This is a genomic window from Haliea sp. (assembly GCF_040222615.1).
GTDB lineage: Bacteria > Pseudomonadota > Gammaproteobacteria > Pseudomonadales > Halieaceae > Haliea.
In genome coordinates this window covers 1-24669 of record NZ_JAVKCQ010000151.1, presented here as the reverse complement: position 1 = coordinate 24669, position 24669 = coordinate 1, and the positions used below count along the sequence as shown (strand labels likewise).

Annotated in this window: 26 protein-coding genes and 1 riboswitch; of the genes, 18 read left to right on the top strand and 8 right to left on the bottom strand. The window is 64.0% G+C overall.

The genetic code is table 11. The features are described 5' to 3' along the window. Nucleotides 1-99: 99 nt before the first annotated feature. Nucleotides 100-201, bottom strand: a riboswitch (TPP riboswitch). 138 nt (nucleotides 202-339) lie between these two features. The 8 genes from RJQ10_RS12420 (at nucleotide 340) to sat (ending at nucleotide 7664) form a co-directional block, all read left to right on the top strand. Then, the gene (locus RJQ10_RS12420) at nucleotides 340-1482 is read left to right on the top strand and encodes a GGDEF domain-containing protein (RefSeq protein WP_350147028.1); all 1143 of its coding nucleotides are present in this window, start codon (nucleotides 340-342) and stop codon (nucleotides 1480-1482) included. A gap of 20 nt (nucleotides 1483-1502) precedes the next feature. Next, the gene (gene can / locus RJQ10_RS12415) at nucleotides 1503-2150 is read left to right on the top strand and encodes a carbonate dehydratase (protein WP_350147026.1); all 648 of its coding nucleotides are present in this window, start codon (nucleotides 1503-1505) and stop codon (nucleotides 2148-2150) included. A gap of 76 nt (nucleotides 2151-2226) precedes the next feature. Beyond that, on the top strand, nucleotides 2227-3159 hold the full coding sequence (locus tag RJQ10_RS12410; RefSeq protein WP_350147024.1) for an NAD-dependent epimerase/dehydratase family protein: 933 nt from the start codon (nucleotides 2227-2229) through the stop codon (nucleotides 3157-3159). Nucleotides 3160-3200: 41 nt separating this feature from the next. Next, nucleotides 3201-3377: a hypothetical protein gene (locus RJQ10_RS12405; protein ID WP_350147022.1), complete on the top strand. Its 177-nt coding sequence runs from the start codon at nucleotides 3201-3203 to the stop codon at nucleotides 3375-3377. Nucleotides 3378-3474: 97 nt separating this feature from the next. After that, nucleotides 3475-4599 (top strand): hypothetical protein, encoded by a 1125-nt coding sequence (locus tag RJQ10_RS12400; RefSeq protein ID WP_350147020.1) that lies wholly within the window; start codon nucleotides 3475-3477, stop codon nucleotides 4597-4599. Then, nucleotides 4592-5764 carry a sulfotransferase family protein gene (locus tag RJQ10_RS12395; RefSeq protein WP_350147018.1) on the top strand — a complete coding sequence of 391 codons (1173 nt, stop codon included), beginning with the start codon at nucleotides 4592-4594 and terminating at the stop codon, nucleotides 5762-5764. Before RJQ10_RS12400 ends, RJQ10_RS12395 begins: the two co-directional genes overlap by 8 nt. A gap of 73 nt (nucleotides 5765-5837) precedes the next feature. Next, on the top strand, nucleotides 5838-6455 hold the full coding sequence (gene cysC / locus RJQ10_RS12390; RefSeq protein ID WP_350147016.1) for an adenylyl-sulfate kinase: 618 nt from the start codon (nucleotides 5838-5840) through the stop codon (nucleotides 6453-6455). 27 nt (nucleotides 6456-6482) lie between these two features. Next, on the top strand, nucleotides 6483-7664 hold the full coding sequence (sat, locus tag RJQ10_RS12385) for a sulfate adenylyltransferase (protein WP_350147014.1): 1182 nt from the start codon (nucleotides 6483-6485) through the stop codon (nucleotides 7662-7664). 15 nt (nucleotides 7665-7679) lie between these two features. Here sat and RJQ10_RS12380 read toward each other — a convergent pair whose 3' ends face one another. Next, on the bottom strand, nucleotides 7680-8216 hold the full coding sequence (locus RJQ10_RS12380; protein ID WP_350147012.1) for a TlpA family protein disulfide reductase: 537 nt from the start codon (nucleotides 8214-8216) through the stop codon (nucleotides 7680-7682). Between the two features lie 48 nt (nucleotides 8217-8264). Here RJQ10_RS12380 and arsC point away from each other — a divergent pair, with 48 nt between their 5' ends. Genes arsC through sppA form a run of 4 tightly spaced genes read left to right on the top strand, consistent with a single transcriptional unit; the run spans nucleotide 8265 to nucleotide 11447 of the window. Further along, nucleotides 8265-8615: an arsenate reductase (glutaredoxin) gene (arsC, locus tag RJQ10_RS12375; protein ID WP_350147010.1), complete on the top strand. Its 351-nt coding sequence runs from the start codon at nucleotides 8265-8267 to the stop codon at nucleotides 8613-8615. After that, complete coding sequence (wrbA, locus tag RJQ10_RS12370) at nucleotides 8615-9220, top strand: NAD(P)H:quinone oxidoreductase (RefSeq protein WP_350147008.1); 606 nt, start codon at nucleotides 8615-8617, stop codon at nucleotides 9218-9220. The genes arsC and wrbA overlap by 1 nt, the downstream gene beginning before the upstream one ends. Then, a complete protein-coding gene (locus RJQ10_RS12365; RefSeq protein WP_350147007.1) occupies nucleotides 9217-9606 on the top strand; it encodes a DUF2069 domain-containing protein in 390 nt (129 codons plus the stop codon). Before wrbA ends, RJQ10_RS12365 begins: the two co-directional genes overlap by 4 nt. After that, complete coding sequence (sppA, locus tag RJQ10_RS12360; protein ID WP_350147005.1) at nucleotides 9603-11447, top strand: signal peptide peptidase SppA; 1845 nt, start codon at nucleotides 9603-9605, stop codon at nucleotides 11445-11447. Before RJQ10_RS12365 ends, sppA begins: the two co-directional genes overlap by 4 nt. Here the strand turns inward: sppA and RJQ10_RS12355 are convergent. The 3 genes from RJQ10_RS12355 to RJQ10_RS12345 all read right to left on the bottom strand — a co-directional run bounded on the left by RJQ10_RS12355 (nucleotide 11411) and on the right by RJQ10_RS12345 (nucleotide 16819). Beyond that, entirely contained in the window at nucleotides 11411-14590 is a 3180-nt protein-coding gene (locus tag RJQ10_RS12355) for an efflux RND transporter permease subunit (RefSeq protein WP_350147033.1), read from the bottom strand. The two genes, sppA and RJQ10_RS12355, sit on opposite strands and share 37 nt — an antisense overlap. A gap of 2 nt (nucleotides 14591-14592) precedes the next feature. Next, complete coding sequence (locus tag RJQ10_RS12350; protein ID WP_350147003.1) at nucleotides 14593-15873, bottom strand: efflux RND transporter periplasmic adaptor subunit; 1281 nt, start codon at nucleotides 15871-15873, stop codon at nucleotides 14593-14595. 127 nt (nucleotides 15874-16000) lie between these two features. Next, a complete protein-coding gene (locus RJQ10_RS12345) occupies nucleotides 16001-16819 on the bottom strand; it encodes a mechanosensitive ion channel family protein (protein WP_350147001.1) in 819 nt (272 codons plus the stop codon). Nucleotides 16820-17040: 221 nt separating this feature from the next. Between RJQ10_RS12345 and RJQ10_RS12340 the strand changes: the two genes are divergently transcribed. The 5 genes from RJQ10_RS12340 to RJQ10_RS12320 are packed head-to-tail and all read left to right on the top strand — an operon-like array spanning nucleotide 17041 to nucleotide 21038. Next, nucleotides 17041-17496, top strand: coding sequence for a MaoC family dehydratase (locus RJQ10_RS12340; RefSeq protein WP_350146999.1), 456 nt, complete (start codon nucleotides 17041-17043; stop codon nucleotides 17494-17496). 17 nt (nucleotides 17497-17513) lie between these two features. After that, nucleotides 17514-18203 carry an NUDIX hydrolase gene (locus tag RJQ10_RS12335; protein WP_350147030.1) on the top strand — a complete coding sequence of 230 codons (690 nt, stop codon included), beginning with the start codon at nucleotides 17514-17516 and terminating at the stop codon, nucleotides 18201-18203. Continuing rightward, nucleotides 18200-19723, top strand: coding sequence for an FAD-dependent oxidoreductase (locus RJQ10_RS12330; RefSeq protein WP_350146997.1), 1524 nt, complete (start codon nucleotides 18200-18202; stop codon nucleotides 19721-19723). Before RJQ10_RS12335 ends, RJQ10_RS12330 begins: the two co-directional genes overlap by 4 nt. Beyond that, nucleotides 19720-20178 carry a c-type cytochrome gene (locus RJQ10_RS12325; RefSeq protein ID WP_350146995.1) on the top strand — a complete coding sequence of 153 codons (459 nt, stop codon included), beginning with the start codon at nucleotides 19720-19722 and terminating at the stop codon, nucleotides 20176-20178. Before RJQ10_RS12330 ends, RJQ10_RS12325 begins: the two co-directional genes overlap by 4 nt. Further along, nucleotides 20175-21038: an HpcH/HpaI aldolase/citrate lyase family protein gene (locus RJQ10_RS12320; RefSeq protein WP_350146993.1), complete on the top strand. Its 864-nt coding sequence runs from the start codon at nucleotides 20175-20177 to the stop codon at nucleotides 21036-21038. The genes RJQ10_RS12325 and RJQ10_RS12320 overlap by 4 nt, the downstream gene beginning before the upstream one ends. Before the next feature lie 22 nt (nucleotides 21039-21060). Here the strand turns inward: RJQ10_RS12320 and RJQ10_RS12315 are convergent, their stop codons facing one another. After that, nucleotides 21061-22248 (bottom strand): lipid-transfer protein, encoded by a 1188-nt coding sequence (locus RJQ10_RS12315; protein ID WP_350146991.1) that lies wholly within the window; start codon nucleotides 22246-22248, stop codon nucleotides 21061-21063. Beyond that, nucleotides 22248-22697, bottom strand: a complete 450-nt coding sequence (locus RJQ10_RS12310; RefSeq protein ID WP_350146989.1) for a Zn-ribbon domain-containing OB-fold protein — start codon at nucleotides 22695-22697, stop codon at nucleotides 22248-22250. The genes RJQ10_RS12315 and RJQ10_RS12310 overlap by 1 nt, the downstream gene beginning before the upstream one ends. A gap of 179 nt (nucleotides 22698-22876) precedes the next feature. Here RJQ10_RS12310 and RJQ10_RS12305 point away from each other — a divergent pair, with 179 nt between their 5' ends. Further along, a complete protein-coding gene (locus tag RJQ10_RS12305) occupies nucleotides 22877-23638 on the top strand; it encodes an SDR family oxidoreductase (protein ID WP_350146987.1) in 762 nt (253 codons plus the stop codon). Here the strand turns inward: RJQ10_RS12305 and RJQ10_RS12300 are convergent, their stop codons facing one another. Together RJQ10_RS12300 and RJQ10_RS12295 are read right to left on the bottom strand one after the other, a co-directional pair. Continuing rightward, nucleotides 23639-24253: a PqiC family protein gene (locus RJQ10_RS12300; RefSeq protein WP_350146986.1), complete on the bottom strand. Its 615-nt coding sequence runs from the start codon at nucleotides 24251-24253 to the stop codon at nucleotides 23639-23641. It abuts the gene before it with no gap. Beyond that, nucleotides 24250-24669: MlaD/PqiB family protein (locus RJQ10_RS12295; RefSeq protein WP_350146984.1), on the bottom strand; the 420-nt coding region annotated here is incomplete at its 5' end. The genes RJQ10_RS12295 and RJQ10_RS12300, both read right to left, overlap by 4 nt.

The window sequence follows — 24669 nt, the reverse complement described above, 5'->3', positions numbered from 1 at the left end:
CGCTGCCGTCAGCAAGAGTGGCAGTAGCAGGTAAACAGGGTGTTTCATCAGGTTCTCCTCGAAAAACAGCAAGAGAACCGGTTGGATACGCGAATTGGATGAGGAGACGTGCACCTATCCCTACGCCGGTCCTAACCGGATCAGGTTCGAAGGGTTTACCGCGTGCGGTATCTCAGGCCGAAGCCACCCCCAGGTTTTGCAAACACCGTGCGCAAAGATTTGCTTTTCTGCAACCAGCGCCAAGTTTGCATCGCCAGTATAGGCGGCTTACACTGTTGAGCCAATAGCTATATTCCAGGGGGCGAGTGGCCGGCTCGCAACCAATCACGAGAGTATTCCATGGTGGAAAAGGTGTTGTTCGGGGAGTTCCCCGAAGAGGAGATCGAGGCAGCCCCCGCTCTGCAGAGCGCCGCTGAGGTCGATGAAGAGCGCCTCTCCGAGCGGGTTGAGCTCAACCGCTGGCTGTTGCGGCAGACCCGGCAACTGGAGTATATGTTGCTGGAAGCCCCGGACCTGCAGGCCCTGCTGGAGGTGTTGCTGGTCAGCATGCCGCGGCACTTCGGCTTCCAGGTCGCTGAACTCTGGCTGTACGACCCTGAACATGTCCTGGAGGGCCTGGTCAACTGCGGCAATCGTTATGGCCGGTATCTGCAGCTGCACCACGATGTGTTCGAGATGCAGGAACTGTACGACATGGAGCCCCACAACGTCCTGCTGGATGCCACCGATTCACGCATGTTCGAAGTGCTGAAGTCCGACCAGGGAATTCATCACGCCCTGCTGGTGCCCCTGCTGGACTCCGGGCGCCTGATGGGCAGCTATCACTGCGGTTTTGCAGACCACCCCATGGAGACTACTGATGAAGACGGGCTGCTGGTGGCGCACCTTGCCTCCGTCATCTCCATCAGTTTCAAGAATGCGGTCAGTCGCCAGCAGGTTTCCCGCCTGACCATGCTGGACCCGCTGACCCAGATCAGCAACCTGCGCGGGTTCGAAAAAGACATCGCCAGGGAAATCGCCCGCGCCAGGCGGGCCGACGAGCCGCTGTCAGTGCTGATGCTGGAAATCGACGAGTTTCACGAGTTGTACGAGCACTATGGCGAGATTACCGGGCGTTTTGTCCTGAAGAAAGTGACGGAGCGGGTATCGTCCGGGCTGCGGGCAACAGATCTGCTCGCCCGGCTATCCGATTTCCGGCTCGCCGCGCTGCTGACCGGTACCGGTGAAGCTCCCGCGAGCGATGTCGCCGAGCGTATCCGCAAGGACATCGAGGGCTTCCTGATCGACGATGGCCGCGGCGCGGTAATGCAGGTCACCCTGAGCCTCGGACTGGTGACGTGGGAGCCGCACCAATATCCCGCGGTGGATATGGCCCAGTTGGCCAAGCAGATGCAGACGGTGGGTTCCAATGCCGTGCATGCCGCCGCCGCTGGCAACGGCAACCAGATCAAACTCGGCCGTCTTTCCACCCTGATGATTTAACCGCCGGAGTCCGGGCAGTCTTGAAAAGTATTGATGAACTGTTTGCCAACAATCGCGCCTGGGCGCAAAGTGTTAAAACCACAGACCCTGATTTTTTCGAGAAACTGGCCAACCAGCAGGCTCCGGAGTATCTGTGGATCGGTTGTTCGGACAGCCGCGTACCCGCCAACCAGATCGTCGGCCTGCTCCCGGGTGAAGTCTTCGTGCACCGCAATGTGGCGAATATGGTCGTGCATACGGATTTCAACTGCCTGACGGTACTGCAGTACGCCGTGGACGTGCTCAGGATCAAGCATGTACTGGTCGTGGGGCACTACAATTGTGGCGGGGTGCGGGCAGCCTTTGAGAACCGCGACAACGGCCTGATCGATAACTGGCTGCGCAACATCAAGGATGTGCAGCAGCGCCACCGGCGGCGAATCGCCGCCCTGGACAATGACGATGATCGGGTCAATCTGCTGTGCGAACTCAATGTCATCAGTCAGGTGTCCAATGTCTGCCACACCACGATCGTCCAGAATGCCTGGAGTCGCGGCCAGCCCCTGTCGGTGCACGGCTGGGTGTACAGTCTCAGGGACGGCCTGATCAATGACCTGAAGTGCACGGTCAGCGGCCCCGAGAAGATTTCCGACATCTACCGCGTGCTGCCGGATCGCGAGGACGACTGATCCCCCGAATGGGTGAGTACCCTGGCCCGGGTCTGCGCTAGACTGGTGCCACTATCAGTCATTTTGCAGGTGTCCTATGCCAGTCAAGCCAGTCACTATCGCCGGCAGTAAAATCCTGATCACCGGCCCCACAGGCCAGGTTGCGGCTCCGGTCATCGCGGCCTGGGCGGGACAGGCGGAGATCACGGCTCTGGCGCGATTCAGCGACCCGGCCGGACGCACGGCGCTGGAAGCGCAGGGTGTGCGCTGTCTGCAGGCGGACCTCTCGGACCCGGATGCGCTGGCGGGTCTGCCGGCGGATTTCGACTATGTGTTGAATTTTGCGGTGGTCAAGACCGACAGCTTTGACTACGACCTCGCGGCCAACGCCGAGGGTCTCGGCAGGTTGATGTTGCACTGCCGCCGGGCGAAGGCCTTTCTGCACCTGTCATCAACTGCGGTGTACCAGTATGCCGGCCAGGAGCCCAGGGCGGAGGACGCGCCGCTGGGCGACAACCACCGGGTCATGTTCCCGACCTACAGTATCAGCAAGATCGCCGCTGAAACCGTCTGCCGCTTCACCGCCCGGCAGTTCGATATTCCGACTACCATAGCCCGCCTCAGTGTGCCCTATGGCAACAATGGGGGCTGGCCCTGGTATCACCTGCTGATGATGGAGCAGGGCATGCCGATCGATGTCCATCCGGATCGTCCCAACAGCTATAACCTGCTGCATACGGACGACTACATAGAGAAGTTGCCGCTGCTGCTGGGAGCTGCCAGCACCGGGGCCACCACCGTGAACTTTGGCGGTTCCGAGGCGGTCAGTATTGAGGACTGGTGCGGCTGGTTACAGGAGCTCACCGGCCTGGTTCCGGAATTTCGGGACAACCCGCTGGCCTTTGGCAGCCTGGCAATAGATACCACTCGGATGCATGAACTGATCGGGCCTACCCGCGTCGATTGGCGCGAGGGCGTGCGCAATATGGTGGCTGCCCTGTCGCCGCAGCTGCTCAAGCCGGGCCGGTAAATTGCGGCACTGAGTGTCTGCGTCCCCCGACGGGAGGATTCGTGCACAATTTGTTGATGTTGTTGCTGTTTGTGTTTGGCAGCGTGGCGCTGATGGTCTTCCTGGGCGAGCGGTTCGCCCGGCCTGCCGATCCCGAGCGCATGGCGCGGATGCGCCACTGGCTCATGCCCCTGGTCGGTGTCATGCTGGTCCTGTCGCTGCTGGATTTCTACCTGTAGGGGCATCACCCCGACGGGTGATGCGCCCCGGGCCCGACTTTGCCACACTGGGCGGTGCCATGAGTCAAGCTGGTCCAACTAGGGAGAATAAAAGACAATGTCGGAAACGGATCTGGAATCCTTGCGCAGTGGCCAGCTATGGCTGGACTTCTGCGAATCGCTCAAGAGTGCCGGCGCTGAAATCCTCGCCGCTGGCGCGCCCGCCGATGACCTCAGCCGCGCCGAGGGTTTTCGCTATCTTACCCGTCTGCTGCGGCTCAGTCTGGAAAAGCACCTGGAGTTCAGCGACCCGTTCTGCCCGCAGTTCTATTCCCTGTCCCATGAAACTGCCAAGATCGGCAATGACAACCCTGACAATTACTACCAGAACTGCGCAATCGACGGCCGTTGCAGTTACCGGATTACCGGCAATGCCGGCCAGGCGGAGTACCTCAGTATTGAAACCAAGGCCGGATCCTTTGCCGGCCAGGGCGACATGGCGCCCACCGGGCACGTGACGCTGGGCGAGCTGGAACTCGGCCCGGGCGGGGATTTCGAGTTGCTGGTCAGCGCCACGCCACAAGCTGGCAACTGGCTGCCGATGACCCCGGAGTCAGACAATATTCTGGTGCGCCAGACCTTCCGCGACCGGCGTCGGGAGCGCAAGATCGAACTGCGTATCGAATGCCTGGACCCGCGCGGCGAGGCAGTACTGGACCCGGTGCAGTTCGCCGCCCAGATGGGCAGGGTGGTGCCCTTCATCAGCGGCACCGCTGGCCTGTTCCGGCAGTGGATGCTGGGGTTTGCAGCTCACATCAATCAACTGCCGCCGAATGATCAGCAAATGTGCCTGCGCGCGGGCGGCGACCCTGCCATCTTTTACCACAACAGTTACTGGCAGCTGGAGCCGGAACAAGCCCTGGTGATTGAATTCACGCCGCCGCAGGAATGCCGTACCTGGAACTTCCAGCTCTCCAACTTCTGGATGGAATCCCTGGACTACCGTTTTCACCGCATTCACCTGAACCGCAGCGGCGCGCAACTGGAGTCCGATGGTCGGGTGCGGATCGTGGTCGCCGGTCGCGACCCGGGGACGGCATTCCCCAACTGGCTGAGCACCGCCGGCCACGAGTGCGGCGCGATGTTGTTGCGCTATGTTGAGGCCACCGATTTCCCGCCGGTGCACACGCGGGTGGTCGCGCTGGACTCACTGATTGCTGAAGGAGCCGCTCGCCGTGACTGATGATATTCGCCTTGATGCCGACGAGCTGGTTGCCGCTGCCCGGGGCGTGGATGGCCTGCAGGATTTCGGCGATGACAGCTACCGCGAGCCGCTGGAGCGCCTGCTGTGGTCGCTGGAGCACGAGGCCGATCTCAACGCCATCGGCCGGCCGGCAATGTACCAGCGCATGCTGGATATCCTCAGTACCCGCCTGCGGGTGCAGGAATGGCTGCGCCGGCACCCGGAGATTCGCGACGAGGAGATCGTTGCCCCGCTGGTGATCGTGGGGCTGCCGCGTACCGGGACGACCATGCTGCATCGCACCATCGCCGCCGATCGTCGCATGTATGCGCCGCTCTGGTACGAGACCCGCTATCCCTGTCCCGACCTCGACTGGGATTTTACCGCTGCGGGCGACCGGCGGATTGCTGACGGCAAGGCTGAAGTGAAAATGATGATCGACAGCAACCCGGACCTGCTCTCGGTGCACCCGCTGGACGCCATGGAGCCGGACGAGGACATCATGCTTCTGGAGCAGTCCTTCTACAGCTTCAATATCCAGGCCCTTGCCAATGTGCCCAGCTTTGACAGCTGGGTAGAGGCCCAGGACCATACCATCGGCTACGAGTACCTGAAGCTCCTGCTGCAGTTCCTGCAGTGGCAGAAAAAGCGCAGCGGGCAGCAGGGCGAACGCTGGGCACTGAAGGCGCCGCATCATTTGCACTACATGGACCTCGTGTTCAAGGTCTTTCCCGACGCGCGTGTAGTACAATCGCACCGGGATCCGGTCGAGACCATCCCTTCCCTGGCCAGCATGATCGCCAATGTGTGGATGGTGTACTCGGATTCTGCCGACCCGGTGGCTGTGGGCGAGCAGTGGGCACGCAAATTTGCCCGTGGCTTGCAGCACACCCTGGAGGTCCGCCAGCAGGTGGGTGAGGACCGTTTCCTGGACCTCTGGTTCAAGGACACCGTAAGCCAGCCGCTGGTGGAAATCGCCCGGGTATACGATTTCCTCGGCATGGACCTGACGCCCGACGCCAGCACCGAGATGGCGCGCTGGCAGGATTTCAACCGCCGGGAATTGCGGCCTGCCCACGCCTATACCCTGGAACAGTTCGGCTTCACCGAAGCGGGGTTGAAGGCGCAGTTCCGGGGCTACCGCGAGGCTTTTATCACGCCCTGACCGGTGGGCGGCAGCAGACAACCCGGGTCCGGAGCAACCGGTCGCCCACTACATGGAGCATGAGAGCGCAGCTATGGCACAACAAAAGGCAACCAACGTTCACTGGCACGAAGGTGACATCACTCGCGAACACCGGCAGCGCCTGCTGGGTCACAAGGGCGCCACTCTGTGGTTTACCGGCCTGTCCGGCAGCGGCAAAAGCACGGTCGCGGTGGAGCTGGAGGGCCGGCTCAACGAACTGGGCGTTCTGGCCTACCGCCTGGACGGGGACAACGTGCGGCTGGGGATCAACCGCAATCTCGGCTTTACTGCCGAGGACCGCACCGAGAACATCCGCCGCATCGGCGAGATCGCCAAGCTGTTCGTGGACACCGGTATCATAGCCCTCAGCAGCTTTATCAGTCCCTACGCCAGCGACCGCAACCAGGTGCGCGAACTGCACGAGGCGGCCGGCATGGATTTTATCGAGGTATTTGTCGATTGCCCGCTGGAAGCGGCGGAGGCTCGCGATCCCAAGGGTCTGTACAAGAAAGCCCGGGCCGGTGAAATCAAGAACTTTACCGGTATCGACGACCCCTACGAGGCGCCGTTCAAGCCCGAAGTCCACCTTCATTCCGACAAGCAGAGCCTGGAGGATGAAGTGGAGCAGATCCTGGCCCTGCTGCGCGAGCGCGGCATCATCAAGGCCTGAGCCACAATTACTGATACGGAGAACACCATGATCAAACCTCACGGCTCTGCGGAGCTGCTACCCCTGTATGTGGCCGACGATGCGCGCCGCGCCGCGCTGCTGCAGGAGGCGGAGCAACTGCCGTCCCTGCTGCTCAATTCGGCCGCCGCCGCCAATGCCGTCATGTTGGGTGCGGGGTACTTCAACCCTCTCAGCGGCTACATGAACCTGGCTGATACGCTCAGCGTCGCCGCCAAGCTGCAGACGGTGGACGGCCTGTTCTGGCCGGTGCCGATTGTCAACCTGACCGCGTCCACCGACGTCGTCGCGGGCAGCCGCATCGCCCTGCGCGACCCCAATGTCGAGGGCCATCCCGTGCTTGCGATCATGAACGTGGAGGCTGTCGAAGCGGTCAGCGATGAGCAGATTGATTTCATCGCCGAGAAAGTATTTCGCACCCTGGACCCGCAGCATCCCGGCGTCGCGACCTTCAAGAGCCTGGGGCGCACCCTGTTATCGGGCTCCATCGAGGTGCTCAATTTCTCCTACTTCCCGGAAGAGTTCCCGGATACCTTCCGCACCGCGGTGCAGATCCGCGAGGAAATCGCCGCTCGCGGCTGGAACACCGTTGTTGCCTTCCAGACCCGCAACCCCATGCACCGCGCCCACGAGGAGCTGTGTCGCATGGCCATGGAGGACCTGGGCGCGGACGGTGTCCTGATCCACATGCTGCTGGGCAAGCTGAAGCCGGGCGACATTCCCGCCGACGTGCGCGATGCCTCCATCCGCAAGATGGTGGAAGTCTACTTTCCGCCCAATACCGTCATGGTCACCGGTTACGGCTTCGACATGCTGTACGCCGGTCCGCGGGAAGCCGTGCTGCACGCGGTGTTCCGCCAGAACTGCGGCTGCTCGCACCTCATCGTCGGTCGCGACCACGCCGGCGTGGGCGACTACTACGGTGGTTTCGACGCCCAGACCATCTTCGATGAGGAAGTGCCGGCAGGTGCGCTGGAACTGCAGATCTACCGCGCCGACCACACCGCCTACAGCAAGAAGCTGGATCGGGTAGTGATGATGCGGGATGCGCCGGATCACGCGCCCGAAGACTTTGTGCTGCTGTCGGGGACCAAGGTCCGGGAAATGCTGGGCAACGGCATTGCCCCGCCGCCGGAATTCTCCCGCCCGGAAGTGGCGCGGATCCTCATGGACTACTACCAGAGCCTGTAACCGGCTCTGGCGATGCTACTGCTGGCCGTCGCGGACGGCAGCCAGCAGTGACTCCAGGGTTTGCGGCCCGATCAGGGCCCGCACCAGCGTCCCCTCGGGATTGATGATAAACGTGGTAGGCAATACCGAGGGGCGAGGCTGGCCCAGCAGTTCCGCCGGGTCTTGTTCCAGGGTGGGGAAAGCGACTTGCAGCTCCCGCAGCTGGATGGCGAGCTCTTCCCCGGTGGCGCCGTCATAGTTCACCCCCAGCACGGAGATATCGCCGTGCTCCCGGTCCAGCGCGTTCAGCTCTGGTATCTCTTCGATGCAGGGCTTGCACCACTTGGCCCAGTAGTTGATCACGACCCACTGGCCGCGCAGGCTCTCCAGCAGGGCGGCGTTGCCGACGGGTCCGGCGGGCGGCTGGCAGCCGGCGAGCAGCAGCAACAGGGCAAGGCAGGCGGTTCTCACGTCGAGCGACTCCTTCAGTTCCAGTACGGGCGAGCGGCGGCCGGCCATGCAGGTCGGGCCGCGCAGGGCGGCAAGTATGGCATGATTTGATGGCGGTTCCACGGGGAGTCCTTTTGCTATAATGGGCGGTCACTTTTTCTGGAGCCTGCTGTGAGCGAGTATCAGATCTACCACAACCCGCGTTGTTCCAAGTCCCGCGCGACCCTGGCCCTGCTGCAGGAGCATGGCGTTGAACCGGAGGTCGTCCTCTATCTGGAGCGGCCGCCATCGCAGGCGGCGCTGAAACGCCTGCTGGCCAGGCTCGGCATCAGCGCCGGCGAGCTGGTGCGGCGGGGCGAGGCGGAATACAAAGCGCTGGGCCTCAGCGCCAGCAGCAGCGAAGCCAGCCTGCTCAAGGCCATGTCTGCCCACCCCAGGCTGATCGAGCGTCCGGTTGTCGTGCGCGGTGAGCGGGCGGTGCTGGGGCGGCCACCGGAGAACGTGCTGGCGCTGTTCGACTGATGACCACACCCTATGTGCTGGTCCTCTACTACAGTCGCCACGGAGCCACCGCGGCGATGGCCGCGCAGGTGGCCCGGGGCATTGAGAGCAGTGCCGGCATCAGTGCCCGGTTGCGGACGGTTCCCGCCATTTCCGCCAACTGCGAGCAGACCGAGGATGAGATTCCCGCCGATGGGCCGCTGTATTGCGAGCTCGACGATCTGCGCGATTGCGCCGGCCTGGTTCTGGGCAGTCCCACGCGTTTCGGCAATATGGCCTCACCGCTGAAATACTTTCTCGACCAGAGTTCCGCGCTCTGGCTCAGCGGCGCCCTGATCGACAAGCCCGCGGCTGTATTTACGTCCACCTCCAGTCTCCACGGCGGCCAGGAGTCCACGCTGCTCAGCATGATGCTGCCCCTGCTGCACCATGGGATGGTGCTGGCGGGGTTGCCCTACAGCGAGCCCGGCTTGATGAGCAGCACCGCCGGAGGCACACCCTACGGGGCTTCGCACTGGGCGGGAGCGGACAACAGCCGGGGCCTGGACGGGGCGGAGGCCGCCCTGTGCCGCGCCCTGGGCAAGCGGGTAGCCCGGCTGGCGATGGGCCTGGGAGGCATGTCGTGACTGCCATCGACCGCGCTGGCCTTAGCCTCTGGGCCTGGCGTCTGACCTGGTTCAGCTGGGCGCTGCTGCTGGTCCAGCAGCTGGGTGATGTCTTCGGGTTGCAGCCGCCCTGGGTGATCTGGGTGGGAAAACTGCTGCCGCTGGTCCTGTTCCTCCCGGGCATGCTGCGCGACCGGCTGCGCAGCTTCATCTGGCTGTGTTTTGTTTCCCTGCTCTACTTCATAGCCCTGGTGGAGCGGCTGTTCGCTACGCCACAGGCAGTGCTGCCCTGGCTGGGCATGGTGGCTGTGGTCACCCTGTTCTGCAGTGCGATGTTCTATGTACGCTGGCGTGCCCGTGAGTTGCAGCCCCCTGCCACAGCTACCGATCCGGAGTCCCCTGTATGAACAAGCCATCCCTGCTGCGACGCATTTTTTCCGGTTTCTGGACCGGTCTCACCTGGTTCCGCCTGGCGCTGTCGAATATTCTGTTCCTGGTTTTTCTGGGGCTGATCTATGTGCTGTATTTCAGTGGCGGCCAGCAGCCGATGCCGGAGAGGGCGGCCCTGTTGTTGAATCTTGCGGGTACTGTGGTCGAGGAAAAATCACACGTCAGTCCGCTGCAGGCCCTGCTCGGGGAGCCGGCGCCCACGGAGCGGGAAGTATTGCTGCGGGACGTACTGGACTCAATTCGCCACGCGGCGGGCGACCCGGCGATCAGCGCCCTGGTTATGGAGCTGGATTACCTGGTGGCATCCGGGATCAGCAAGAATCTCGAAATCGCCGAGGCCATAAGCGTGTTCAAGGCCAGTGGCAAACCGGTGATCGCGGTTGGGGATTACTTCAGCCAGGACCAGTACCTGCTGGCCAGCCAGGCCGACGAGATTATACTCAACCCGATGGGTGCGGTGCCGCTGGAGGGCTTCGCGAGCTATCGCAACCATTTCCGTGAAGCGCTGGAGAAGGCCTCGGTCTCCATGCATGTATTCCGCGCCGGCGAACACAAGTCCATGGCCGAACCGTTCCTGCGCGATGACATGTCCCCGGAAGAAAAAGCGCTTACCGAGCGATGGTTGCAGGATTTGTGGGGCCGCTATACCGCGCTGGTGGAAGAGCGTCGAGAATTGGAGCCGGGGGCGATCGACCGCTTTATCGCCAATTACCATAGTCTGCTGGCGGAAGCCGGGGGTGACAGTGCCCGGCTCGCCCGCGAGCAGGGTCTGGTCGACCGCCTGCTGGTGCGCTCCGATGCCAATGATTACCTGGTACAGGTGGTTGGCGCCGAGGACGACGAGGGCTTTTACGAAGCGGTGTTTTTTGAAGGCTACATTGCCCGCCAGCGTCCGGTCAGCTTCCAGCCCGTCATCGGTGACCGGGTTGCGGTAGTGACGGCAGAAGGCAATATCATGTCCGGGGAGCAACCACCGGGCACCATCGGTGGCGACTCTCTGTCACGCCTGCTGCGGCAGACTGCGGAGCAGGAAGGGGTCAAGGCTATGGTGCTGCGGGTGAACTCGGGCGGCGGCAGCGTGTTTGCCTCCGAGCGTATTCGCCAGGCGCTGGCCCGGGTGCGTGCGCAGGGTGTTCCGGTCGTGGTATCCATGGGGTCGCTGGCGGCGTCGGGTGGCTACTATATCGCGGCCGAGGCTGACCAGATATGGGCCACGCCTGCGACCCTGACCGGCAGTATCGGCGTGTTCATGGCCTTTCCCACTTTCGAACAGTTGCTCGATCGCGCCGGCATTCATACTGACGGCGTCGGTACCACCAGTCTCGCCGGCTCGCTGCGCTTCGACCGCCCACTCAACCCCCAGGTGGCCCAATCCCTGGCCAGCGGCGTGAATTTCACCTATGCGGGCTTCCTGGATCTGGTGGCCGCGGGGCGCGGTATGGAGCGGGCCCAGGTGCTGGAGCTGGCGGAGGGCAAGGTGTGGAGCGCAGCCGACGCTCTGCGGCTGGGGCTGGTGGACGAGTTGGGGTCCCTGCGCGAGGCGATAGCAAGCGCGGCCGAGCTGGGTGGCCTGGAGGAGGGCTATCAGGTGGAGTATGTCCAGGAACCGCTGTCGCCACGGGACCTTCTGCTGCAGCAGCTGGCGTCGCGGATCGGTGTGGTTGCCCCGTGGCCCGGACTGGGCGCGGGCGTGCAGCAGCTGGTACAGCCCCTGGCCAGCGTCGCTCGCATGCTTGCCGAGATGAACGACCCCGCACACCTCTATATGCGTTGCCTGTCCTGCTCCGCGCTGCCCTGAGACGGGGCTGGTCCGGTCAGGACAATGCTTCCAGGGGGGCTGTCCACCGGGCGCTCGCGCCAGGCCTTGAGGTCCATCAGGATCAGGTAGAGGCTGGGCACCAGCAGCAGCGTAATCACGGTGGCGAAGACGATGCCGAAGGCCAGGGACACGGCCATGGGCACGATTTCCTGAGCCTGGGCGCTGCGCTCCAGCAGCATTGGTGCAAGGCCGAAGAAGGTGGTCAGCGAGGTCAGCAGGATGGCGCGAAAGCGGGTGCTGCCGGCCTCCACCACCGCCCGCAGGGGTTCGACGCCATCCTTGATCGAGCTGTTGATGCGGTCCACCAGGATCAGGCTGTCATTGACCACCACGCCGCTGAGCGCGATCACGCCCATCATGGACATCATGCTGAGGGGATAGCCGGTGACCCAGTGTCCGACAATCGCGCCTATCACGCCGAAGGGAATCACGCCCATGATGATCAGCGGCTGCAGATAGGAGCGGGTCGGTATGGCCAGCAGGGCGTAGATCCCGAACAGCGCCAGGCCAAAGCCGATCAGCATGCTGGTCAGCATCTTCTGCTCTTCATCCGCCAGACCGGCAATGGCGTAGCTGAGGCCGGGATACCGCTGCAGGATATCCGGCAGGACATTCTTTTCGATATCGGCCACTACCCGCGCCGGCTCCACCAGGTCTTTGTTCGCCTCTGCGGTGACTTCCGCCGCGCGCTGGTAGTTGATATGGGTGACCTTCTGCAGGCCCTGCCGGACCTCCAGTCTGGCGACGGTATCGAAGGGAATTTCGTCCCCGGCGGGAGTGCGGATGTTCATGTCGTTGAGGGTGTTGACCGTCTCCCGGTCGGCGCGCGGGTAGCGAACCATGACCTTGACTTCGTCGAGGCCGCGCTGCACCCGCTGTGCTTCGGCACCGTAAAAGGCGTGGCGGACCTGGTTGGCCAGCTGCAGCCGGGACAGCCCCAGGGACTCGCCCTCCGGCAGCAGCGCGATGTGGACCTCGTCGCTGGTCTCGCTGGCCCCGTTGCGGAGGTCGTAGAGCCCGTCGTAGCGGCGCAGGGCGGTTTCCAGCTCCGCTGCGGCGGCGCGCAGCATGGTGAAGTCGCGGTGCATCAGGTCGAAGGCGATAGAGGGACCGAAGCGGGGGCCATCGGCGCTGCTGATGGCCAGGATTTTTACCCCGTGGGGGGTGCCCACTGCCTCGCGCCAGCGCCGCTCTATCTCGCGAGTGCTGATGCTGCGCTGGTCTTCCTTGGTCAGTTCCAGATTGACGCCCCCGGTGGTGCGGCTGCTGCCATAGGCGAATACATGCTGCATCAGGCGTTCATCGTTGCCGGTTTCGCGGCGGTAGTCCGCCTCCACCTCGTCCAGTGCGGCGACGATATGGGCGATGGTTTCCAGGGTGCGCTCCTCGGGGCTGCCCTCATTCATTTCCACCTCCACGGAAATGAACTCCCCGGGCACATCGGGGGCGATGACGGTGCGTACCAGGCCGCCGGCAATCAGGCCACTGCACAGGATCAGCAGGCCGACAAAGCCCGCCAGGGTGACGTAGCGATAGCGTATGCAGCGCTGCATCAGCGGGCTGTAACGTTGCGCCACAAACTGCTTCAGGCGTCGGTTGACGGTTTCCTGGACGCGGTCCACTGCCAGCAGGATGCGGTTGCGGGTGGCGCTGCTGTGGGCGAGGTGGGCGGGCAGGATCCACTTCGACTCCACCAGCGAAAACATCAGGCAGAGAATGACCACCCAGCCGCAGGCCTCGGGGAAAGCGGCAAAGACACCTTCCATGAACAGGGTGGGGGCAAAGGCGACAATAGTGGTCAGGACCCCGAACGTGGCCGGGACTGCCACTTTTTGTACGCCGTCGATCACGCTGTCGATGCTGTGGCCGTGCCGTTCCTGTTCCGCATAGGCGCTTTCACCCATGATGATGGCATCGTCCACCACGATCCCCAGCACCAGGATAAAGCCGAACAGGCTGATCATGTTCAGGCTGGCGTGAATGTAGGGCGTGTTGATCATCGCCATGGCGCCGAGAAAGCAGACGGGAATTCCCAGCATGACCCAGAAAGCCAGCTTGATCTCCAGGAACAGAGCCAGCACGATGAAAACCAGCAGCGCGCCCATGGCCAGGTTTTTCAGCATCATGCCCAGCCGGCCTTCAAGGTAGTAGGTGATGTCCGACCAGATATCCAGGGTCACCGCGGCTGGCAGCTCCCCCCGCTTCTGCTCTACCCAGGCTCGGGTTGCGGTGGCGGTATCGATGATGTCCTGGCTACCCATCGCGAACACCTGTATGCCCAGCGAGTAGCTGCCGTTGAACAGGGCGAAACCGCTGCTCTCCTCGAACTCGTCGCGGACCGTGGCGATGTCTCCCAGCAGCAGGCGCGTGCCGTCCGGAAAACTGCGCAGGACAATGGATTCGAAATCCTGTTGCACGTAGGCCTGGCCCTGGGTGCGCAGCATGATGTCACCCTGGCGAGTGCGCAGGGAGCCTGCGGGCAGGTCCAGGGACGAGCTGGCGATGATGTCCGCCACGTCGCCCAGGCTGAGGTGGTATTCGCGCAGCAGTTGTTCGGAGATCTCCACCGAGATTTCATAGGCGCGGGCACCGACGACTTCCGCCGCAGACACCTCGGGCAGGGTCAGCAACTCGCGGCGCAGCTCGTCCGCCAGGGTTTTCATGCTGCGCTCGTCGAGTTCCCCGGACAGCTGCAGCTGCAGCGCCGGAAACAGCAGCTCCGGCTGGCTGATGATGGCCTTTTCAGCGTTTTCGGGGAAATGCTGCACCGCGTCGATGCGATTCTTGACGTCCGCCAGCAGAGCATTGATATCGGCACCTTCCAGCGGCTCGATCATGATGCGGGCGAAGGACTCCATGGCATCCGATTCGACCCGCTTGATACCGTCGAGATCGTTGATGGCCTCTTCGATCTTCAGCACGATGCCCTGTTCAACCTCTTCCGGTGAGGCGCCGGGATAGGCCATGTTGATGAAGATCATGTCGATGTCGAAAGTGGGGAACATGGCGCGCTGGATGGTGAACGCGGAGCCCAGGCCGACCACCAGGATGATTGCCATGAGCAGGTTGGCGGCGACCGGATTGTGCGCGAACCAGGCGATGATGCCCTTGTGGCGCCCCATGGTCACGGGTCAGTGGCGCCTTCAGTGCGCTGGCTGGCAGCCAAGCCGGGGGTGGTCGGTGATTCCACCGGGGCGGAGGGCGCGGTGGTTTGCCGGCGCCGCAGCTCCGTGCTGCTGATTGTCGATACCACGGCGACCTCGGCCCCGGTGAGGGCGCTGTCCAGGGTGGTGAGGATCACCCGATCGCCGTTTTCCAGGCCGGAAGAGATGTAGATCAGGTCGCCGCCGGCGCGCAGGGTCGTGACCTTGCGCTTGCGCACGAGCTTGTTGTCATCGACCACCGCAACTGTATCGCCGGCCCGCAGCACGTAGCGGGGCAGCGCCACCAGCCCCGGGATGGGCCGGCCCTGGATACTGGCGTTGACAAAGGTGCCGATGCGCAGCGGTTCGCGCCCGGGGTTGCTGAGGGCGTAGGGGTCGTCGATGCGTGCGACCGCGAATAATGCGCGGGAGCGCTCATCGAACACGCCTTCACTGCGGTGCAGGCGCGCGCTCCAGTGGGTGACATCACCGCCAACATCGGTGTACAGGTCGATCAGGGCGCCCTGCGCATCTCCGGCGATTTCGGGGAGATCCAGGTAGGCCAACCGGGTCTGCGGGATGGGCAGGCGCACCTCCGCCATGTCCACGGAGAAGACTTCCGCAAGCAGGGCGCCTGGTGCGACGTAGTGCCCCAGCTCGCTGTGCTTGGCGCGAACCAGGGCGTCATACGGTGCGCGCACGGTAGTTCGCTCGAGATCATCCCTGGCGGTGTTTACATCTGCAGTGGCGGCCAGCAGCTGGGCTTCGGCCTGGGCCAGCTGCGGCTTGCGGAGGTACAGGTCGCGGGCCGCATCGGAGCGCTGGCTGCCCGCCGGCAGTTTTTCCCATTCGCGCCGGGCCACGTCAGCTCGGCCCCGCTCCTGCAACAGTTCGCTCTCCGCGCTGCGCAGGGCGGCTTCGGCGCGGGCCAGGCGGGCCTCGTAGTCACGGGGGTCGATGCGCAGCAGGACATCGCCCTGACGCAGGAAACCGCCGACATTGAAGTTGTTCGCGACTTCCACAATGCGCCCCTGCACTTCCGCCACCAGCGCGGTCTGCTGCAGTGGCGACACAGTGCCCTGGGCCTGTACCGGGATGCGGATGGTCTCCTTGACTGCTTCCACCACGTCCACCGTCACGGGAACGTAGACCGGCTCGGTTATCTCGGTAGAGGGGCGATTCAGGAACATCAGAAAGGTGACAGCTGCCGCGCCTGCGAGCAGGCCGGCGGCAAGTACGATCTGGCGTTTCACAGAGGCCACAGCAGGGTCCGGTCAGAGGTTGCGCGGCCACCGCCAGGGGCAATGGCAGCGCGACTTTGATGAAAGTGCCGTTATATCACAGCGAGCCGGACGGGGCCTGTGAAAAACTGGTAATAAACTGCCGATATCAGGTCTTTTCCGGCATGTGCACGTCCATCTGCGGGAACGGAATGGAGATGCCCTCTTCATCGAACTTCAGTTTCACGGCTTCAGTCGTGTCCCAGAAGACCGGCCAGTAATCCGCCGAGTTGACCCAGGGGCGGACCAGGAAGTTGACGCTGGAATCCGCCAGCTCACCCACCACAATGCGCGGTGGCGGATCCGCCAGCACCCGTTCGTCAGCGGCGATGATATCCTCCAGTAGCTGCTTCGCCTTGCGAAGATCATCTCCGTAGGATACCCCGAAAACCATGTCCACGCGCCGGGTCGGGCGCGCGGAAAAATTGGTGATGTTGTTGCTGAGGATGGCGCCGTTGGGAATGATGATTTCCTTGTTGTCCGGTGTGGTCATGGTGGTGGTGAAGATACTGATACTCTCGATCGTCCCCATGGCGCTCCCGGCTTCCACGAAATCACCCTTGGTGAAAGGCCGGAAGATGATCAGCAGCACACCGGCGGCGAGGTTCGACAGGGAACTCTGCAGGGACAGGCCGATAGCGAGGCCGGCGGCACCCAGCAGGGCGACCATGGAGGTGGTGTCGATGCCCAGCTGGCTCAGCGCCGCGATGATCACGAACAGCAGCAGCAGCCAGCGCAGGATGGCCGAGAGGAACCGCACCAGGACCTCGTCCATACGCCGCGCGCGCATGAACTTGACGATCAGGCCGACAACGGTGCCGACGACCATGCGGCCGATGTAGAAGATGGCCAGGGCCAGTATGATGCGCCCGCCCCAGGGAACGATGTAAGTCTGCAGCAGTGCGTTGATGTCGATGTTTTCAGGCATATGCGCGTTTCCTCCGAGAAAAACCCCTAATATACCGGATTCAGGCGCTGCTTGCAGCGCGCCGACCTGCCATCTGGCTCAAGCCGTGGAGCGGGGCGCGGGTGTCGTGTGCCAGGAATCCCCACGCGGTTGGTGGGAAACATTGAACCGGTCGCGGCTGTCCCCGCGGGCTGCGGGTGCTATAGTCCCGGCCAGAATCCGCAACAGGGAAACGACGCCTCATGACGACCGTGTTCGACAATCCCGCTGCCCTGCTGGGCAGTGAAGGCAGGCACCTCGGCAGCAGTGACTGGCTGGAGATAGACCAGCAGCGCATAGACCAGTTCGCGGAGGCAACCGGTGACCACCAGTGGATCCACGTAGATCCTGAGCGCGCGGCCCAGGGACCTTTCGGCAGGACCATCGCCCACGGTTACCTGACCCTGTCGCTGGCAAACCTGTTCCTGCCGCAGCTGCTGCAGGTAAACAATGTCTCCATGGGCGTGAACTACGGTTGTGACAAGGTGCGCTTTCCGGCACCGGTGCCGGTCGGCAGCCGGGTGCGGGGCAACGGCGAGATCCTCCGCGTGGAAGAGGTCAAGGGCGGTGTGCAGGTGGTGGTGCGCATGACCATTGAGATCGAGGGCAGTGAGCGACCGGCCTGCGTGATCGACACCATCAGCCGCTTCTTTCCCTGAGGCCCCGCGTGCTCGAGATGAGTGAGCAGGCGGTCCCGGTGCACCCGGCAGCCACCGTCGTATTGTTGCGGGATGGGGTCGAAGGACCCGAAGTGCTGCTGGTGCAACGGAGTGCCGCGCTCAAGCACATGGGCGGCGAGTGGGTGTTCCCCGGTGGTCGGGTGGATCCTGCCGATTACCGCATCGCTGGCGACGACTACCAGGCTGCGGTCAACGCGGCGATTCGCGAAACTGAAGAGGAAGCCGGTGTGGTCATCACGCCGGAACAGCTGAGCTATCTCTCCCACTGGACCACCCCCGAAGGCGCGAAACGTCGCTATAGTACCTGGTTCTTTCTGGCGGTACTGGAGGACGAGCAGGAAATCCAGGTTGATGGCGGGGAGATTGCCGCCCATCGCTGGTTGCGCCCGGCGCAGGCCTTCGAGGAGATTCGCGACACAGACAACGTGTTCCGCCTGATGCCACCGACCTTTGTCAGCCTCGCCGATCTCGCCGGGCATGACTGTTGCGCCACAGCACAGGCCGCTGTGCGCGGCCGGGAGCCATTCCTGTATGCGCCGCGCATGGTGATGCTCGAAGGTGGTATCTGTTTTCTCTACGCCGGCGATGCGGGTTACGAGGAAGGCTGTGAAAACGCCAGCGGCCCGCGCCACCGGACCTATATGATCAACTACCAGCTGGAATATATCCGGGAGCCGGCACCATGAAACCCTCGGGACTGCAGCGCAGAAAGGTCCTCGCCGGGCTGGGTCTGGGGGCCGGCGTCGCTCTCTCCGGCTCGGCCGCAGCGCTTGCGCGCAGTGAGGTCAAGCGCTGGGATGAAACCGTCGATGTGCTGGTCGCGGGCTCCGGTTCCGCCGCCTGCAGCGCCGCCATAGAGGCGCGGCGAGGCGATGCCGGAGTACTGATGATCGAGTCCCTCCCTCGTTTCGGGGGCTCTTCCGCAATGTCCGGCGGCGTTGTCTACGCTGGCGGTGGCACGGCCCTGCAGAAGGCGGCAGGGTTCGAGGACACGGTCGAAGACATGTACCGGTTCATCGCCAAAAACAGCAGCGGCTATCCCCAGCTCGACAAGATACAGCTCTACTGCGAGGAGAGTGTTGCCCATTTCGACTGGCTGGTGGCGATGGGCGTTCCGTACAACGACCGCTACACCGACGTCAAGGAACTGACCCTGGGTGACGAGTCGCTCTACTATTCCGGTAACGAACTCGCCTGGCCCGCCAGGGAAACTTCCCGTCCTGCACCCCGTGGCCATGTGCCGGGTGAGCCCGGGATGACTGGTGGGCGCCGCTTGATGGAGGCCCTGCTGGATCGGACCCGGGCTGCCGGGGTGGTCATGCGGGCGCGGGTGTCCGGGCGGCGCCTGGTGCTGGACAGCGACGGCCGGGTGGTCGGCATGCAAGTGATCCAGGACGGGCGTGAGTACAATGTGCGCGCCCGGCGCGGCGTGATACTGGCCTGCGGAGGCTTCATCCACAATCGGGACATGGTGCAGCGCCATGCCCCCGCGCTGTTCGACTGTTCCACGCCCTGGGGCAATGCCGGCGACCTGGGTGAGGGTATTGCCATGGGCTCGGCCGCCGGTGCCGAGACCCTGCGCATGAACGAGGGATTTGCCATTACACCCATCTATCCACCGGAGTCCACCCTGGCCGGGATCGTGGTCAATGCCAGTGGCCAGCGCTTCATCGGGGAGGACAGTTACTACGGAGTACTGGGTGACGCCATCGCCTACCAGCAGCAGGGCAAGGCCTGGCTGGTCACCGATGCTGCCAGCAGCTTTGATTTCCACCAGGACAACTTCCTCGAAGTCGCGGAGGCAGCGACCATTGGCGACCTGGCGGAGCTGGCCGGATTCCCCCAGGGAGCCCTGCAACAGACCGTGGCGTACTACAACCGCTTCGCAGCGACGGGGCGCGACCCGCTGTTCCACAAGCAACCGCGCTATTTGCAAGCCCTGGACAAGCCACCGTTCAAGGTCTGGGACCTGTCGGTGAAGCGCGCATTCTTTACCGCCCATACCTTCGGTGGCCTGCATACCGATATCGACGGCCGGGTAATCAACCCCTTCGGCGAGGCCATCCCCGGCCTGTACGCGGTGGGTCGCACGGCAGCCGGATTGCCTGTGGCGCCCTACATTGCCAGCGGCCTGTCCGTCGGTGACTGTACGTTCTTTGGTCGCCGTGCGGGTATCGCGGCGGTACAAGCCGGGGTGTCCGCATGAAGCGCCGGCTCGCTGTGCTGGCGCTGGCAATCGCGTCGCCCCTGGCGCTGGCACAGGACGCTCCGGCGGACATGCCCGAAGGCGACTACGAACGAGGGCGCCTGGTCTTCGGCCAGTGCCGCACCTGTCACTATCCCGAGCCGGAGGTGGGCCACAACAACGGCCCAAGTCTGTACCGGATATTTGGCCAGGTGGCGGGCAAGCAGCCGGGCTTCGAACATTACTCTGACAGCTTCCGTGAAGCCCAGTTTGTCTGGACCCCGCAGCTGCTGTTCCTGTGGCTGGCAGACCCGCTGGCGATGTTCCCGGACACTACCATGATGGCCCGCGGCATTCCCGATCCGCAACAGCGGGCAGACCTGGTCGCCTACCTCAAGCGCGCTTCCATCAGGGGACTTGAAGCCGCCCCGGAGAGTGCAACTGTGCCCGCCGCTGACGAGGAGATACAACCTTGACCGCCCTGCTGCGTTCCGCCCTCTACATGCCCGCCATCAACCAGCGGGCCATGGACAAGGCCCGTGACCTGCCCGTTGACGCGGTGGTCTTCGACCTGGAGGACGCCGTGGCCCCGGACAAGAAAGCCGAGGCCCGGACCCAACTCCTTGCCCAGCTCGCCGCGGGTGGCTACGGAGCGCGACAACTGGTGGCACGCTGCAATGCGCTGGCCACCCCCTGGGGTGAGGCGGATATCCGGGCCCTGGCAGCGACCCCGGTCACCTCCCTGTGCCTGCCGAAGGTGGAGTCGGTGCAGCAATTGCAGCAGGTGTCCGCTCTGCTGGAGGAACTGCAGCGTCCGGACATGACCCTGTGGGCGATGATCGAAACCCCGGCCGGCCTGGCGAATGTGGAGGCGATTGCCGGCTATGGTCGCCTGACCGCCCTGCTGATGGGTACCACCGACCTGGCATCTGAACTGCGTCTGCCTGCGGACCCTGAGCGCACCGGTTTACAGTACGCCCTGGGCCGCTGCGTTCTGGCCGCCCGCCTGGCGGGTATCACGGTGCTCGACGGGGTGTACCTGGATATCAAAAACGAGGAGGGCCTGCGAGCCGTCTGTGAACAGGGCCGCGCTCTCGGTTTCGACGGCAAGACCCTGATTCACCCCGGGCAGATCGCGGTGACCAACGCTGTGTTTGGCCCCGGTGCGGCAGCCGTGGAGTACGCCCGTCGCCTGCTGGACTGCTGGGAGCAGGCCACGGCCGAGGGCAAGGGCGTGGCGGTGCTGGACGGCAAGTTGATCGAGACCATGCATGTGGATGAAGCGCGGCGGCTGCTGGATGCGGCGGCGCATATTGAGGAGATTGAGCGGGGCTGATCGCGCCCCGCAGACGACAGCCTCAACGCTTCACAATCACCGAACTGCCATGCCCGAACAGCCCCTGGTTCGCGGTAATCCCGACCTTCGCGCCCGCGACCTGGCGGTCGCCGCTCTGGCCCCGCAGCTGCCAGGTCAATTCGCAGACCTGGGCCAGCGCCTGGGCCGGAACCGCTTCCCCGAAGCAGGCCAGCCCTCCCGAAGGATTGACCGGCATCTTGCCACCCACCGCGGTGTCGCCCCGGCGCAGCCACTGGGCCGCTTCCCCTCGCGGCGTCAGCTGCAGGTCCTCGATCCAGTCCAGCTCCAGGGCGGTCGAGAGGTCGTAGACTTCGGCAAGATCCACATCTTCCGGACCGATCCCAGCCTCCTCGTAAGCCTTTACCGGCAGCGCCGCGCGGAAGCTGTGGGCCTCAATGCCGGCTGCCGCCGCGGAATCCGTGGCGATATCGGGCATTTCCACCACCGCGCTGGCAAAGCTGGGCGTGACCGTGGAAATGGCGGCGATGCGCGGGGCATCGCCCTTGCCGATGCGTTTGGCGTAGTCCAGGCTGCAGACGATCAGCGCGGCGCCGCCGTCGCTGGTGGCACAGATGTCCATCAGGCGCAGCGGGTCGGCAACCATGGCGGAGGCGGCCACGTCCTCGGCGGTGAAGCACTTGCGGTAGCGGGCACGGGGATTCTTGCTGCCAATCAGGGAGTTCTTGACCTTGACCGCGGCGAAGTCCTCCAGGGTGTCGCCGTACAGGTCCATGCGCCGGCGCGCATATAGGGCGAAGTAGGTCGGGTTGGTGATGCCCAGGTAGAAGCGCACCCAGTCGGGGTCTTCCGGGCGATAGCCGCCGGCGGGAGCGAGGAAGCCCTTGGGAGTGGTGTCCGCGCCGATGACCAGCGCAACCTCACATTCACCGGCCAGGATCTTGTTGCGGGCGGCGGCCAGGGCCTGGGAGCCCGAGGCGCAGGCGGCATAGGACGTGTTGACCTCGCAGCCCTGCCAGCCAAGGGCCTGGGCGAAGGTGGCGCCGGCGACGTAGCCGGGGTAGCCGCAGCGCACGGTGGCGCCGCCGGAGACAAATTTCACCTCGCGCCAGTGAATGCCGGCGTCCGCCAGAGCCTCGCGGGCCGCGGCCACGCCGTATTCGACAAAGTTGTGGCCCCACTTGCCCCAGGGGTGCATGCCGGCGCCGATAATGGCGATTTCCTGACTCATCAGTGCTGTCCTCCCTGATTGGCGACCGGGCGCCATTTCCAGGTCATCTTGATCTCGTCCTCGGTCTCGTGCAGTGGCTCCAACACCAGCTCCATCTCCATGCCCACCTTGAGGTCTGCGACTGCTACTCCGGTAACCACCTGGCCGAGGACCGTCATTTGCTCTGCCTCCAGGGTCACTGCGGCAATGGTGTAAGGCTCAAAGGGGTCAGCGGCGACGAACGGTGCCGGCGGCTGGTAGCAGGCGTTGGTATAGCTCCAGACCTTCCCGGTGCGGCTCAACTGTACCTCGCGAAATTCGGTGCTGTCGCAGTCCGGATTCTTGCAATAGCGGCTCTGCTTGGGAAAGAAATAGGTGCCGCAGGCGCAGCACTGGCTGCCGATCAGCCGGGGTTGTTCGTCCAGGGTGAACCAGCCCTCAATGGCCGGGGCCAGGGGTTTCTTGCTCATGGAATCTTCTCCGCCGTTGCGCGGCCTGCAGAGTACTATCCGCCCCCGGGACAGGCAAGGTTGCGGCCGGGGCTGCAAGCTTCTGTTGTCGCGGGTATACCAATGCAGACCTGGCGGTTACCACCGCCAGCGGCGCTGGGCCAGAATAGGCCCCCACGTTTGGACGAGGAGCAAGCAGCATGAAACTGTACGCAATGACAGGGGGTGCGACCGGGATCGGCGCCGCCCTGCGTGAGCAGCTGACGAAAGCCGGCCACCAGGTGATCTCCATTGACATCAAGGAAGGCGATATTATTGCCGACCTGTCGACCCCCGGCGGCCGGGCGTCAGCGCTGGCGGCGCTGCGGGCCCGTGCAGCTGACGGCCTGGATGGCTTTATCGCCTGCGCCGGACTGCCACCGGTAGCGGCGTCGCGTACGATCGCCGCGGTGAACTATTTCGGCGCTGTCGACATGGCGACCGGCCTGCAGGACCTGCTGGGCCAGCGCCGGGGTACGGTGCTGCTGGTGAGTTCCAACTCCGCGCCCATGACCGAGACCTCGCACCCGCTGGTGCAGGCATTCCTTGCCGGCGATGAGGCCGCTGCGCTGGCGCTGGCTGAAGCCGAAAACGGGCAGACAGTCTATTCCGGTTCCAAGTGCGCCTTGGTGCTGTGGATGCGCCGCAACGTGGTGGAGTGGGCGAAGGCCGGGGTGCGCGTCAACGCAGTCGCGCCGGGAATAACCCTGACCCCGCTGACGGAACAGGTGTTCAAGGATCCGCAGTTCGGCGAGGCGATGCGCCAGTTCAGCGCCAGCGTGCCCTGGGGAGAGGCTGCCCAGCCGGAGCAGATCGCCAATGTCATGCGTTTCATGCTCAGCGATGAAGCGGATTTTGTCTGTGGTTCGGTATTTTTTGTCGACGGCGGCTCCGATGCCATGTTGCGCAGCGACGCCTTCTGATCAGCTGTCTGCCGCTGCCGCTGCCGCTGCCGCTGCCTCGGCGTCGCGAATCACCGCGGCGATTTCCCTGCTGAGAGCCTGCAGCAGACTGCTGTAGGCGCCGGCGGCGTCGACGGCCTGCCATTCGAGACCCGGCAGCGGCTGTGTCAGACGGCTGATACGCTGTTCCAGGGCTCCCGGCTCGCCCCGTCGCGTTACCCGCCACTCCACCACCAGTTCCGCTTCCTGACCGGCGGCGTCCAGCGACAGAACCCAGAGCTGTACCGCGTAGGCCGGAGTATCTGTCCGCGGCCAGGGATGGGGCCGGATATTCTGGGTTCCCAGCTCGGCGGACAGATTCAGTCCCAGCACCCGCTGGATCCCTTCGGCCAGCGGTTCCGCCCACCGCTCGAAGCTGGCGATGTGCAATTGGTTACCGCCGCGGCTGTACACCAGGCTGTTGCGGTTCAGGTATTCCGGAATCTCGATGGGGCCGATGCCGAGAGAGGGCGACTGGCCGCTGGCGATCGCCCGGCTCTCGGCGCTGAGCAGGTAGAAGTTGTGCTGCGGCGAGCTGCCGCAGGCTACCAGCAGCAGCGCCGCGACGGCGCCAAACAAGAGGCGAATCGGCTTCATGGCTTGTCCTCGTTTTTGCCGCGAAGCAGCGATTCCGGCTGCTCCTCGATGGTCTTGGCCAGCAACTGCAGCGCGCGCCCCGCCATGGCCAGCTCGCGCAGGGCCTGGTTGAGCTGGTAGGTCGTGGCGGAGTCCGGGGCTACCAGGCCGTCAATTTCCGTCATGGTTTTCTCGAAGGCGCTGGCCGCCGCCTGGAGTGTGGCCAGGTTCCGGTCCAGCATGGTGTTGAGTGTCGGCAGTGTCTCGCTGGCCTGGTTCACCAGCTGGTCCGTGCTCGCGAGGACCTGATCCAGGCCGGGGCTCGCGCTCGCTACTGCCGTCTGCAGCTCCGCGGTGAGGGATTGTTTGCCCTCCAGGGTTCTGCCGAGTTCCCGTGGGAGCTGGGGGATTTCTTCCTGGCCAATGAACTCGTCGAC

Excerpts from the sequence above, each read along its gene's own strand:
- RJQ10_RS12420 (WP_350147028.1), top strand. The coding sequence starts at position 340 with ATGGTGGAAAAGGTGTTGTTCGGGGAGTTCCCCGAAGAGGAGATCGAG.
- RJQ10_RS12410 (WP_350147024.1), top strand. The coding sequence starts at position 2,227 with ATGCCAGTCAAGCCAGTCACTATCGCCGGCAGTAAAATCCTGATCACC.
- RJQ10_RS12400 (WP_350147020.1), top strand. The coding sequence starts at position 3,475 with ATGTCGGAAACGGATCTGGAATCCTTGCGCAGTGGCCAGCTATGGCTG.
- cysC (WP_350147016.1), top strand. The coding sequence starts at position 5,838 with ATGGCACAACAAAAGGCAACCAACGTTCACTGGCACGAAGGTGACATC.
- sat (WP_350147014.1), top strand. The coding sequence starts at position 6,483 with ATGATCAAACCTCACGGCTCTGCGGAGCTGCTACCCCTGTATGTGGCC.
- wrbA (WP_350147008.1), top strand. The coding sequence starts at position 8,615 with ATGACCACACCCTATGTGCTGGTCCTCTACTACAGTCGCCACGGAGCC.
- sppA (WP_350147005.1), top strand. The coding sequence starts at position 9,603 with ATGAACAAGCCATCCCTGCTGCGACGCATTTTTTCCGGTTTCTGGACC.
- RJQ10_RS12355 (WP_350147033.1), bottom strand. The coding sequence starts at position 14,590 with ATGGGGCGCCACAAGGGCATCATCGCCTGGTTCGCGCACAATCCGGTC.
- RJQ10_RS12345 (WP_350147001.1), bottom strand. The coding sequence starts at position 16,819 with ATGCCTGAAAACATCGACATCAACGCACTGCTGCAGACTTACATCGTT.
- RJQ10_RS12340 (WP_350146999.1), top strand. The coding sequence starts at position 17,041 with ATGACGACCGTGTTCGACAATCCCGCTGCCCTGCTGGGCAGTGAAGGC.
- RJQ10_RS12335 (WP_350147030.1), top strand. The coding sequence starts at position 17,514 with ATGAGTGAGCAGGCGGTCCCGGTGCACCCGGCAGCCACCGTCGTATTG.
- RJQ10_RS12330 (WP_350146997.1), top strand. The coding sequence starts at position 18,200 with ATGAAACCCTCGGGACTGCAGCGCAGAAAGGTCCTCGCCGGGCTGGGT.
- RJQ10_RS12325 (WP_350146995.1), top strand. The coding sequence starts at position 19,720 with ATGAAGCGCCGGCTCGCTGTGCTGGCGCTGGCAATCGCGTCGCCCCTG.
- RJQ10_RS12315 (WP_350146991.1), bottom strand. The coding sequence starts at position 22,248 with ATGAGTCAGGAAATCGCCATTATCGGCGCCGGCATGCACCCCTGGGGC.
- RJQ10_RS12310 (WP_350146989.1), bottom strand. The coding sequence starts at position 22,697 with ATGAGCAAGAAACCCCTGGCCCCGGCCATTGAGGGCTGGTTCACCCTG.
- RJQ10_RS12305 (WP_350146987.1), top strand. The coding sequence starts at position 22,877 with ATGAAACTGTACGCAATGACAGGGGGTGCGACCGGGATCGGCGCCGCC.
- RJQ10_RS12300 (WP_350146986.1), bottom strand. The coding sequence starts at position 24,253 with ATGAAGCCGATTCGCCTCTTGTTTGGCGCCGTCGCGGCGCTGCTGCTG.